Genomic DNA, 11,374 nt, shown 5'->3' on the forward strand with positions numbered 1-11,374 from the left:
AGTCAATCCGTATGCGTCTTCGAATGCCCAACACCTTCGTGCTGCTGTTTGCCATCCTGGCCCTGATCGCGCTGGCGACCTGGTTCGTCCCGGGCGGGAAGTACGAGACCCGCCTGGTCGACGGCCGCCAGCTGGTCGACCCGGCTTCCTTCCACTACGTGGCCAGCAACCCCCAGGGTCCGGTGGCGCTGCTGAAGGCCCCGATCCGGGGCTTCGTCGAATCGGCCCAGATCATCGGCTTCGTGCTGTTCGTCGGCGGCGCCTTCGCGGTGCTGCAGCGTACCGAGGCGATCGACACCGCCATCCGCTCGATCGCCCACGCCCATACGCGCTCGCCCCTGGTGCGGGCCTTGCTGATCCCGGTGTTCGTCACCCTGTTCTCGCTGGGCGGCGCCACCTTCGGCATGAACGAGGAAGTGATTCCCTTCATCCTGATCTTCGTGCCGCTGGCGCTGGCGCTGGGCTACGACACCGTGACCGGCGTGTCGATTCCCTTCCTCGGCTCGCAGGTCGGCTTCGGCGCCGCCTTTCTCAATCCCTTCAACGTCGGCATCGCGCAGGGCATCGCGGGCGTGCCCGTGTTCTCGGGGATGGGCTACCGGCTGGTCGTGTGGGCCAGCGCAACCCTGGTGACGGTGCTGTTCCTGATGTGGTATGCGGCGCGGGTCAAGCACAATCCGGCACTGAGTCCGACCTATGTACTGGACCAGACCAAGCGCCGGGAGGCGGTGCCGGTGGCGGACCACGGACACCAACGCATGACCGGCCGCCATGCCGCGGTGCTGGCGCTGTTCGCGCTCACGCTGGGCACGATGGTGGTGGGGGTGGTGCGCTACGAGTGGTTCATCGACGAGATCGCGGCCCTGTTCCTGGCCATGGCGATCGTGGTCGGCCTGGTCGGGCGCCTCGGCGCCGACGACTGGGTGGCGGCCTTCATGCAGGGGGTGAAGGACCTGGCGCCGACCGCGCTGGTGATCGCGATCGCGCGCGCCACCATGGTGATCGCGCGCGAGGCCCACATCATCGATACCATGCTGCACGAATTGATGCCGCTGGTGCAGTCCAGCCACCCGGTGTTCGCGGCCCAGAAGATGTACCTGATCCAGTCGGTGATCAACTTCTTCATCCACTCGGGCAGCGGCCAGGCCGCGCTCACCATGCCGATCATGGCGCCGCTCGCCGACCTGGTGGGCGTGTCGCGCCAGACCGCCATCCTCGCCTTCCAGCTGGGCGAGCTGTCCACGCCGATGATCCCGACCTCCGGCATCACGGTGGGCGTGCTGGCACTGGCGCGCATCCCCTGGCTGACCTGGGCCAAGTGGATGATCCCGCTGCAGCTGATCTACCTGGTGCTGGCCTTGCTGCTGCTGGTGCCGCCCTGCCTGATGGGCTGGAACTGAGGCGTCGGAACCGGGACGGCGCCGGCTTCATCTAGCGATGGCGTTCGCGCTCCCGCTCGCGCTCCGCGTTCCTGGTCCCGGCCTGACCGCTCGACGTCGCGCCTGCGGTACCGCTACTGCCCATGCTCGACGCCGCGCCGCCGCCGGACACATTGGCCAGCGCCTGGCGCAGCGTGTCCGCATGCGGATTGCTGACCTTGCCGCTCAGGACATCGCGCGCCGCTACCTGACGGTTGTAGTAGGCCGCGGTCTGTTCCTCGTCGTAATCGATGTCGGTAAGATTGATCGCGGCGCCACCGAACAGGCCTTCGGTATCCGACCAGGCAGTGATATTGCCCCACCCGGCCGAGCCTGCCCCCTTCCTGGACCAGTCCACCAGCGTCAGGTCAGCTTCGGCGCCCAGCGAGAACTTGTTGTTCCGCATGAAGCTGTTGAGCGCCTTCTGGTCGTTCAGTACGAAGGCGACGGCGCCGGCTTGCGCGCCCGCCTGCAGGCCGGCAGTGATGCCTCCCATGTGGTAGAAGGCGGGATTACTCCAGGTATTCCCATTGCGCACCAGGAGCACGCCCGCCCCGCCCCGCGCCCCCACGCCGAGCGCCGCTTCACCGTAGCGCGGCAAGACGAACACGCCTTTCGCACGCTGCAGCAGGGCGCGCATTTCCGGTGTCGCTTCCATCCGGTGCACCACCTGCACGGCCTTGCCGACGTGCTCGGCTGCCTTCGTCATCTCCTTCCGGTTGCGCTCGGTGCCCTGCGTGGCGGCCTCCTTCGCCGATCCGACCTGGGCCATGGCAGCCCCGGCGGCTCCCGCCAGCAGCGCGGCAAGGGAAGCCGCAACGATTCGCTTCGTGTTCATGCTCAGTCCCTCCTTCAGTGGCGTTGGAAAGCTCCAACATAAACCTCGTGCCAAGCAGAGAGCGCCACTTTGAATGCAGGAAAAAGCCAACCGGAATCATTCGTACGCATGATCGGAGGCTGCTCCAACCAGTCTGTGATGTATGCTCGGCTGGAAATGCAAAAGGGACAGGCCGCGGCCTGTCCCTTCCTGTTATTGCACCAGCCGGGATCGGCTTATGCGCCCAGCTGCTTTTCCAGCTTGGCCTTGGTGTCCACCAGTTCCTGCGGCAGGCGGTAGGCCAGCTTCTCGAACAGCTCGCTGTGCAGCTTCAGCTCGTCGTTCCAGGCATCCTTGTCGATCGAGGTGATCTGGATGAACTGCTGCTCGGTGAATTCCACGCCTTCCCAGTTCAGGTCGCCGTAGTTCGGCGAGGTGCCGAACAGGTGCTGCTGGCCGGCCGGCGCAGTGCCTTCGGCGCGGTCCAGCACCCACTTCAGCACGCGCATGTTGTCGCCGTAGCCCGGCCACACGAAGCTGCCGTCTTCGCCGGTACGGAACCAGTTGACGCAGAAGATCTTCGGCGCAGTGCCCTGGGCCTCGATTTTCTTGCCCAGGTCCAGCCAGTGCTGGAAGTAGTCGCTCATGTTGTAGCCGATGAAAGGCAGCATCGCGAACGGATCGCGGCGCACGACGCCCATCTGGCCGGCGGCGGCGGCGGTGGTTTCCGAGCCCATGGTGGCGGCCATGTACACGCCTTCCACCCAGTTGTTGGCTTCGGTCACCAGCGGCACGGTGGTCGAGCGGCGGCCGCCGAAGATGAAGGCCGAGATCGGCACGCCGGCCGGATCGTCCCAGGCCGCGTCGATGACCGGGTTCTGGGTCGCGGCGACGGTGAAGCGCGCGTTCGGGTGGGCGGCCTTGGTGCCGGATGCCGGGGTCCAGTCCTTGCCCTGCCAGTCGATCAGGTGATCCGGGGCCTGCTTGGTCATGCCTTCCCACCACACGTCGCCGTCGTCGGTCAGCGCCACGTTGGTGAAGATGACGTTCTCGCGCAGCGAGGCCATGCAGTTCGGGTTGGTCTTGTCGTTGGTGCCCGGGGCCACGCCGAAGTAGCCGGCTTCCGGGTTGATGGCGTACAGCTTGCCGTCCGCGCCCGGCTTGATCCAGGCGATGTCGTCGCCGATGGTGGTGACTTTCCAGCCGTCGAAGCCCTTCGGCGGGATCAGCATCGCGAAGTTGGTCTTGCCGCAGGCCGACGGGAAGGCGGCCGCCACGTATTTCTTGTCACCCTTGGGCGACTCCACGCCCAGGATCAGCATGTGCTCGGCCAGCCAGCCGGTGCCGCCCTGTTGCGCTTCCTGGTAGCCCATGTTCGAGGCGATGCGCAGCGCGAAGCACTTCTTGCCCAGCAGCGCATTGCCGCCGTAGCCCGAGCCGAACGACCAGATCTCGCGGGTTTCCGGATAGTGGACGATGTACTTGGTGGCATTGCATGGCCACGGCACGTCTTTCTGGCCGGCGGCCAGCGGCATGCCGACGGTGTGCACGCAGGGCACGAAGTCGCCATCGGTACCCAGCACGTCGAACACGGCCTTGCCCATGCGCGTCATGATGCGCATGTTGACGGCGACGTAAGGCGAGTCGGACAGTTCGACGCCGATGTGGGCGATCGGCGAGCCCAGCGGGCCCATCGAGAACGGCACCACGTACAGGGTGCGGCCGGCCATGCAGCCGTCGAACAGGCCGTTCAGGGTGCGGCGCATCTCGGCCGGATCCATCCAGTTGTTGGTAGGGCCGGCCTGCTCGCGGGTTTCCGAGCAGATGTAGGTGCGGTCTTCGACGCGGGCGACGTCCGACGGGTCGGACCAGGCCAGATAGGAATTCGGACGCTTCGCCGGGTTCAGCTTCTTCATCGTACCGGCCTCGACCATCTGTGCGCACAGGCGGTCGTACTCTTCTTCGGAGCCGTCGCACCAGTAGATGCTGTCAGGCTTCGTCAGGGCGGCGATGTCCGCGACCCAATTGATGAGCTTTTGGTGTTTGACGTGAGCTGGAACGTTCAGTGCGGCGACGCCGCCCATCACGGGCTGGTTCATAGATACCTCCAATGCCAATTAAGAATACTGTCACGGCAGGATCGTCCGTCTGGCCGTGCCTTAGAATGGCTTTCCGCTCCATTGGAGCGCGGCGTGGTTTGCAAGGCGGGCGGTCGTGCCGACGGTCGCACGGGACCGGAAACGGTGCTGCTGGGGTCGGCATAAAGCCTGTCAGACCCTCAATAATTGGCCGATTGTACACCCTGAAAACCCCGATTCGTGCTCAGCTACTACAAAAAAGTAGCAGAAATGCCTGAGTAAAGTAGTAGGCTATTCAAGGTCGTTTTGGAAGCTGTTATTTCGCTACGTATGGAACGTTAACTGGAAGCAACTCACATGAAAATAGCTGTTTTGGACGATTACCAGGATGCGGTGCGCGGCCTGCAGTGCTTCCGCCTGCTCGACGGCCACGAGGTCAAGGTATTTACACACTCGGCGCGCGGGATGGGGCAACTGGCCGCGCGGCTGGCGCCCTTCGAGGCCCTGGTGCTGATCCGCGAACGCACCGCCTTCCCGGCTGCGCTGATGCAGCGACTGCCGAACCTGAAGCTGATCTCGCAGACCGGCAAGGCCAGCGGCCACATCGACGTCGCGGCGGCCACCGAACACGGCATCGCGATCGCCGAAGGCATCGGCTCGCCGGTGGCGCCGTCCGAACTGACCTGGGCCCTGATCATGGCGGCCAGCCGCAAGATCGTGCCGTATGCGAACAACCTGAAGGACGGCCTGTGGCAGACAGCTTCGGTTAATCCGGTACTCAATGGCCTGGGGCGCTCGCTGCGCGGGCGCTCGCTGGCAATCTGGGGCTACGGCAAGATCGGGCGCCTCGTCGCCAGCTATGCGCGCGCCTTCGGGATGCGCGTGCTGGTGTGGGGCAGCGAAGGCAGCCGGCAGGCGGCAGTGGGCGACGGCTTCGAGGCCGCGGCCTCGCGCGAGGCGCTGTTCGCGCAGGCCGACGTGCTCACGCTGCACCTGCGCCTGCTCGACGCCACGCGCGGCATCGTGAAGGCGGACGATTTCGCCCGCATGAAGCCGGATGCATTGTTCGTCAACACCAGCCGCGCCGAGCTGGTGGAAGAAGGCGCGCTGGAACAGGCGCTGCGGGCCGGACGGCCGGGCTCCGCCGCGCTTGACGTGTTCAACAACGAGCCGCTGCGGCCCGATGCGGCGCTGCTGCGGATCCCGACGGTGCTGGCGACGCCGCACCTGGGCTACGTGGAGCAGGACAGTTACGAGATCTATTTCCAGACGGCGTTCGAGAACGTCGTGCGCTTTGCAGCGGGGCAGCCGGATAACATCCTGAATCCGGAGGCCCTGGGCAAGCGGTGACGGTTGCGGCGTAGGCAGAACGATGGGATCCCGGCCTGCGCCGGGATCCGATTGCGCAGCGCAGTGAGAACAAAACCGAGCGCAGCGCGCCGCACAATCAGCGCAGCTCCGGCTCCCCGGTAATCAGATTCACCTTCCGCACCGGCATCACATGCGTGCCGCTCCACAAACCTGCCCAGCCCGGCGGCCAGCCGATCTGCGGCCCCGCGTAGGGCTGCAGCCCGGCGCGCACCGGCACCACCGGCACCGGCGGCGCCTCGACCAGCTTGCCGCCTGCGGGCCGGTCCATGTTCAGGCTGTACATGTAAGCCGGCAACAGCAGCTCGCACACCTGCGCGAACCAGGCCGTGTGGTCTTCGTCGCGTCCCAGCGCCTGCGCCAGGCCCTGCGGATCGAACTTCGCCAGCGCATGGATCAGTTCGTCGGTGCTGGCGCCGGGCGAATCGCCCCAACCCATCACCGGATTGTTGTTGTAGTCCGCGCCCGACCCGTACCAGCCTTCGCGCCAGGTGCGCTGCATCCAGTTGCGCGGGCCGGTGAACAGATGCCAGCGCCAGTGCAGCCCCGATGGCTTGGGCCAGGAATACAGGTACAGCTTCTGGTAGCCCGCCTGGTGCAGCGCGCGCACCATGGCCATCAGGCGCGCGTGCGGCATGCGGTCGGGCGGTGCGCGGCGGAACAAAATTGGCTCGCCGTCGGCATGCTGCACCTCGTCGCTCGACAGGTTCAGGTCGAGCGTGCGCTGCTCGCTGCCGAAGCGCGCCGAGATCCAGCCGGTCAGCAGGTTGACGTGGGTGATCACGCCATAGCCTCGATGGCGGTGGAAGATGACGGTGCCCGGTGCGACGGCTTTCATGGGAACAAGTGAAGAAGAGAATGGAAATGGGAGTCTACTCATCCGATCCGGATGATTCTAGCGCAGTCACATACGGATACACACCCGTTTACGGCTATCATTAGCCACCTTTTTTCTGCACGTGGACAAACCAACATGACTTTGCGAATCATCGCCACCGGCGGCACTTTCGATAAACACTACAACGAACTGAACGGCGTGCTCGGCTTTGCCGAAAGCCATTTGCCGGCCGTGATCGCGCGTTCGCGCATGACCATTCCCGTCGAGCTGGAGGTGCTGCCCCTGCTCGACTCGCTCGACATGCAGGAGCCGGACCGCCAGCGCGTGCTGGCTTCCTGCCAGGCGGCAAACGAGAAAGCCATCGTCATCATCCACGGCACCGACACCATGCGCGACACCGCGGCCGTGCTGGGCGCCGCCGGGCTCGACCAGACCATCGTGCTGACCGGCGCCATGATCCCCTACGAGATCGCGAATTCCGACGCGCTGTTCAATCTCGGCTTTGCCTGCGGCGTCGCGCAGACCCTGCCGGCCGGCGTGTACGTCGCCATGAACGGCCAGGTGTTCCCTTGGGATAACGTCACCAAGAACCGCGCCGCGGGCGTGTTCCAGCAGCTGTAATTTCTGGAGCGTCTGACAAAAACCTGAGGGCAAGGCGCCTCGCCGCGACAGTACGCGAGTACGGCGCGGCGATGCAACGCAGCCGTCAGGGGAATTGTCAGGCGCTCCGGCAGGCGCGCGCTGTCCCTGCGCGCGCCTGCCTATACTGCTCTCTCTGACCGCACCGTACCAGGAGAGAGCAATGAACGAGCAGCGTCCCTTTCTGACCACGCGCCAGGGCCACCCGGTCCGCGACAACCAGTCGCTGCGTTCGGTAGGAGAGCGTGGTCCGGCCACGCTCGAGAATTACCAATTCATCGAAAAGATCACCCACTTCGACCGCGAGCGCATCCCCGAACGCGTGGTGCACGCGCGCGGCACCGGCGCCCACGGCTTCTTCGAGCCCTACGGCAGCATCGGCGGCGAACCCGCCGGCAAGTACACGCGGGCGCGCGTGCTCAACGAAGTCGGTGTGCAGACGCCGATCTTCGTGCGCTTCTCGACCGTGATCGGCGGCAAGGAGTCGCCCGAGACGGCGCGCGACCCGCGCGGCTTCGCGATCAAGTTCAAGACCGTCGACGGCAACTGGGACCTGGTGGGCAACAACCTGAAGGTCTTCTTCATCCGCGACGCGATCAAGTTCCCCGACATGATCCACGCCTTCAAGCCCGACCCGGTCACCAACCAGCAGGAGCCGTGGCGCTTCTACGATTTCATCTGCAGCCACCCGGAAGCCCTGCACATGGTCACCTGGGTCAAGAGCCCATGGGGCATCCCGGCGACCTACCGCGAGATGGAAGGCTCGGGCGTGAACACCTATAAACTGGTCAACGACCAGGGCGTGGCCCACCTCGTGAAGTTCCACTTCCAGCCCAGGCAGGGCGTGCGCAACCTCACCAGCGCACTGGCGGCCGAGATCCAGGCCCAGGACACCAGCCACGCCACGCGCGACCTGTACGAGGCGATCGAGCGCGGCGAGTTTCCGGAATGGGAATTCTGCGTGCAGCTCATGAGCGACGGCGCGCATCCGGAGCTCGATTTCGATCCGCTCGACGACACCAAGCGCTGGCCGGAAGACCAGTTCCCGCTGCTGCCGCTGGGCCGCATCGTGTTGAACAAGAACCCGGACAACGTGTTCGCCGAAACCGAGCAGGCGGCCTTCGGCACCGGCGTGCTGGTGGACGGCATCGACTTCTCGGACGACAAGATGCTGCAGGGCCGCACCCTGTCCTACTCGGACACCCAGCGCTACCGCGTGGGCCCGAACTACCTGCAGCTGCCGATCAACCAGCCGCAGGAGGGCGCGGCGGCGCGCACCAACCAGCGCGACGGCCAGATGACCTATTACGTGGACGGCCGCGGCGAGGACAAGCACATCAACTACGAGCCGAGCCTGATGGGCGGCTATGCCGAAGCGCCGAAGCCGGACAAGGAATACAACCAGTACGTGGAAGGCCACCTGGGCCGCTACCAGACCAGCCGCACGACGGACGACTATGCCCAGGCCGGCGCGCGCTACCGCACTTTCGAGGACTGGGAGCGCGACGACCTGGTCGCCAACGTCGGCGGCGACCTCAAGAAATGCCCGGCGCCGATCCAGCTGCGCATGGTGTGGCACCTGTGGCACTGCGACGAGGATTACGGCCGCCGGGTGGCCGAGGTGGCCGGCATCGACCTGGAGCAGGCCAAGGCCTTGCCGCCGCTGCCGGGCAAGCCGGCGCCGCACCAGAACCGGTCGGGACCGACTTATTCGAGCGGCAAGCCGGAACAGGGGGATGAGCCGTCGACCAGCGAGGAGATGGCAGGAGCGAAGTAGTACGCGTCAATTCACGCACTATTTGAACGCGTGGGCAGGAGACCTGCCCACCCTACAGGGCACAGGCTGTTCGTAGGGTGGGCGGGTTCCCCGCCCACGCGGTGATAGTTGGCATCCGCGTTACCGGAACGGCGCCGACATCTAATTACGCCTTGGCTTCACCGCCCAGCGCCTCGACCACGTCGGCCAGCAGCTTGGCCAGCTCGCCCGTCATCAGGGTGATGTCGTTGTCGAAGCGCTCGTCGTCGCTGTAGGTGACGGCTTCGCCTTCCTTGATCACGTCCAGCGGCTTGACGCCCTTGATCGCCAGCGACTCGGTCAGCACGAAGCTGATGCGGTCGTTCCAGGTCATGGCCAGGCGGGTGCACTGCTTGCCGGCGGCGATGTGGCGGCGGATGTCGTCCGGTTCCAGGGTGTGCTTCACGTAGCGCACGGCCGCGCGGCTTTCGCCGGTGGCGCGCAGTTCGGTGTCCTGGTCGATGGTGAAGCCGTAGGGCGCTTCGTCCGACTCCAGCCAGCCGGTCATCACGGCCACCGGCGAGCGCTGCACGCGCAGCGATTCCAGCGGCATGCGGTCGACCGCCTTGAGCAGCAGCTTGATGACGTCGTCCGCCTTCGACGGGCTGGCGGCGTCGACCACGAGCCAGCCGTTGACCGGGTCGATCCAGACCCAGACATTGCTGCGGATCGAGAAGGCGCGCGGCAGCAATTCGTCGGCCACGCGTTCCTTCAGTTCCTTCATGGCCTTCTTACCCGGCGGGAAGCCCTGCTGCTCTTCCAGCTCGGCCGCCTTGGCCTTGGCGACCTGGTTGATGACCGAGCTCGGCAGCAGCTTTTTCTCGGTTCCCAGCATCATCAGCATCTGCTTGTTGACGACGTGCACCAGCTTGCCGTTGCCGCGTGGCGAATCCCAGCCCTGGCGCAGCAGCTCGTTGCTGCTTGCGGGCGTGAAAGCCTGCGACTGCAGTGCTTCTTCCATCTGTTCCGGGTTAAATGCCCACGGTGCGGGCAGGCGATAAATCTGGAGATTCTTGAACCACATACGCTGTTATCCGATTGTTTCAGTATTTCAAGGGAACGACATTCTACGCTGCTGAGCGGAAATTTCAGCGCGCTGTCGCGGGAAAAAATTATTCTGTTGACGAGTCGCCAACAGCCTCGACGATCGCCGCCGGCAGCGCGTCGTCGAACAGGCGCAGTTGCTCGACCGTTTCGGTGTCGCTCAGGCGCACGCCCAGGCCCAGCAGGCGCACCGGGCGGCTGTGCCGGGCCCAGCCGGTTTCCATCAGGCGCGCATAGGTCGGGATATGTGGTGCATAGCCAACACACTCGACCGTGGTCTGCTGGAAGTCCGAGAACTTGATTTTTACGAAGAGCTTGTTGATGAATTTTTCGGCACCGTTGCGCTTGATGCGGCCCAGCAGGTGCTCGTACAAATCCGGCAGCAGACGCAGGCAGGCGTCCAGGTTCGGCACGTCCGGCGTATAGGTTTCCTCGGTGCTGATCGACTTGCGCTCGCGCGAAGTGTTGACTTCGCGCTCGTCGATGCCGCGGCAGAGTTTGTACAGCCGGTAGCCGAAGCTGCCGAAGTGTTCGGTCAGCCGTTCGATGCTCCAGTGGCGCATGTCGGCGCAGGTCTGCAGGCCGAGCCGGCTCATCTTCTCGGCCGTCACCTTGCCGACGCCGTACAGCTTTTTTACCGGCAGCGCGGCCACGAAAGCGTCGACCTCTTCCGGGCGCACCAGGAACAGGCCGTCCGGCTTGTTCCAGTCGCTGGCGATCTTGGCCACGAACTTGTTCGGCGCCACCCCGGCCGAGGCGGTGATGCCCACGGTGTCGAAGATGCGGCGCCGGATCTCCTGCGCGATCAGGGTGGCGCTGCCCTTGCAGTGCGGCGAATCCGAGACGTCGAGGTAGGCCTCGTCGAGCGAGAGCGGCTCCACCAGTTCGGTGTAGTCGCGGTAGATGTCCATGATCTGGCGCGAGGCAATCCGGTATTTTTCCATCGCCGGCGGGACCACCAGCAGCTGCGGGCACAGCTTCATGGCCTGGGCGGTGGCCATGGCCGAATGGATACCGTAGCGCCGCGCCTCGTAGTTGCAGGTGGCGATCACGCCGCGCTGGTCGGGACGGCCGCCGACCGCGAGCGGACGCCCGCGCAGCGACGGATCGTCGCGCATCTCGACCGATGCATAGAAGCAGTCGCAATCGCAGTGGATGATTTTACGGAGCGGAGGATTCACGTGACGGCGGCGCCGACTACTGTCATTCCATACAGTATCCGTTTTTTCTTGCAAACCGTCAAAAAAGAAGGCGCTGTCATCGTTGACTATGGATGACCCCGATTGCAATGCGTAGCAATTGTTCGGCAGAGGTGATCCGGTTGCCGTCGAGCGCCCAGCGCCAGCCCAGGTAATTGGGCAGGTAGCGCGAGGCCAC

The 11,374-nt window shown here is 65.1% G+C and carries 9 protein-coding genes and 1 pseudogene; 4 read left to right on the forward strand and 6 right to left on the reverse strand.

Annotated features, from left to right (window positions below; genetic code table 11):
• The first annotated feature begins 11 nt into the window (after positions 1-11).
• Positions 12-1,400, forward strand: a complete 1,389-nt coding sequence (locus AB3347_RS23315) for a YfcC family protein (RefSeq protein WP_369094096.1) — start codon at positions 12-14, stop codon at positions 1,398-1,400.
• 31 nt (positions 1,401-1,431) lie between these two features.
• Here AB3347_RS23315 and AB3347_RS23320 read toward each other — a convergent pair whose 3' ends face one another.
• Entirely contained in the window at positions 1,432-2,256 is an 825-nt protein-coding gene (locus tag AB3347_RS23320; RefSeq protein WP_369094097.1) for a lipid-binding SYLF domain-containing protein, read from the reverse strand.
• Between the two features lie 215 nt (positions 2,257-2,471).
• Positions 2,472-4,334, reverse strand: coding sequence for a phosphoenolpyruvate carboxykinase (GTP) (locus AB3347_RS23325; protein WP_369094098.1), 1,863 nt, complete (start codon positions 4,332-4,334; stop codon positions 2,472-2,474).
• Between the two features lie 336 nt (positions 4,335-4,670).
• Here AB3347_RS23325 and AB3347_RS23330 point away from each other — a divergent pair, with 336 nt between their 5' ends.
• Positions 4,671-5,663: a D-2-hydroxyacid dehydrogenase family protein gene (locus tag AB3347_RS23330; RefSeq protein ID WP_369094099.1), complete on the forward strand. Its 993-nt coding sequence runs from the start codon at positions 4,671-4,673 to the stop codon at positions 5,661-5,663.
• Positions 5,664-5,760: 97 nt separating this feature from the next.
• Here AB3347_RS23330 and AB3347_RS23335 read toward each other — a convergent pair whose 3' ends face one another.
• A complete protein-coding gene (locus AB3347_RS23335) occupies positions 5,761-6,519 on the reverse strand; it encodes an L-asparaginase (RefSeq protein WP_369094100.1) in 759 nt (252 codons plus the stop codon).
• A 135-nt stretch (positions 6,520-6,654) separates the two neighbouring features.
• On the opposite strand from AB3347_RS23335, the gene AB3347_RS23340 reads away from it, so the two are divergent.
• Together AB3347_RS23340 and AB3347_RS23345 are read left to right on the forward strand one after the other, a co-directional pair.
• Complete coding sequence (locus AB3347_RS23340; RefSeq protein WP_369094101.1) at positions 6,655-7,140, forward strand: asparaginase domain-containing protein; 486 nt, start codon at positions 6,655-6,657, stop codon at positions 7,138-7,140.
• Positions 7,141-7,321: 181 nt separating this feature from the next.
• Positions 7,322-8,935 (forward strand): catalase, encoded by a 1,614-nt coding sequence (locus tag AB3347_RS23345; protein WP_369094102.1) that lies wholly within the window; start codon positions 7,322-7,324, stop codon positions 8,933-8,935.
• Between the two features lie 145 nt (positions 8,936-9,080).
• On the opposite strand, the gene AB3347_RS23350 is transcribed toward AB3347_RS23345, so the two are convergent.
• From AB3347_RS23350 to AB3347_RS23360, 3 genes and pseudogenes are all read right to left on the reverse strand, one after another.
• Complete coding sequence (locus AB3347_RS23350) at positions 9,081-9,977, reverse strand: recombination-associated protein RdgC (protein WP_369094103.1); 897 nt, start codon at positions 9,975-9,977, stop codon at positions 9,081-9,083.
• An 88-nt stretch (positions 9,978-10,065) separates the two neighbouring features.
• Positions 10,066-11,178: a DNA polymerase IV gene (gene dinB, locus AB3347_RS23355; protein ID WP_369094104.1), complete on the reverse strand. Its 1,113-nt coding sequence runs from the start codon at positions 11,176-11,178 to the stop codon at positions 10,066-10,068.
• A 76-nt stretch (positions 11,179-11,254) separates the two neighbouring features.
• A pseudogene (locus tag AB3347_RS23360) lies at positions 11,255-11,374 on the reverse strand (IS1595 family transposase); the annotation flags it as partial.

Source organism: Massilia sp. X63 (genome assembly GCF_041023745.1).
Classification (GTDB): Bacteria; Pseudomonadota; Gammaproteobacteria; order Burkholderiales; family Burkholderiaceae_D; genus Telluria.

What these genes read in the sequence shown, in the direction of transcription:
- AB3347_RS23345 (WP_369094102.1), top strand. Translation starts at nt 7,322, where the DNA reads ATGAACGAGCAGCGTCCCTTTCTGACCACGCGCCAGGGCCACCCGGTC.
- AB3347_RS23350 (WP_369094103.1), bottom strand. Translation starts at nt 9,977, where the DNA reads ATGTGGTTCAAGAATCTCCAGATTTATCGCCTGCCCGCACCGTGGGCA.
- AB3347_RS23320 (WP_369094097.1), bottom strand. Translation starts at nt 2,256, where the DNA reads ATGAACACGAAGCGAATCGTTGCGGCTTCCCTTGCCGCGCTGCTGGCG.
- AB3347_RS23340 (WP_369094101.1), top strand. Translation starts at nt 6,655, where the DNA reads ATGACTTTGCGAATCATCGCCACCGGCGGCACTTTCGATAAACACTAC.
- AB3347_RS23330 (WP_369094099.1), top strand. Translation starts at nt 4,671, where the DNA reads ATGAAAATAGCTGTTTTGGACGATTACCAGGATGCGGTGCGCGGCCTG.
- AB3347_RS23325 (WP_369094098.1), bottom strand. Translation starts at nt 4,334, where the DNA reads ATGAACCAGCCCGTGATGGGCGGCGTCGCCGCACTGAACGTTCCAGCT.
- AB3347_RS23315 (WP_369094096.1), top strand. Translation starts at nt 12, where the DNA reads ATGCGTCTTCGAATGCCCAACACCTTCGTGCTGCTGTTTGCCATCCTG.
- AB3347_RS23335 (WP_369094100.1), bottom strand. Translation starts at nt 6,519, where the DNA reads ATGAAAGCCGTCGCACCGGGCACCGTCATCTTCCACCGCCATCGAGGC.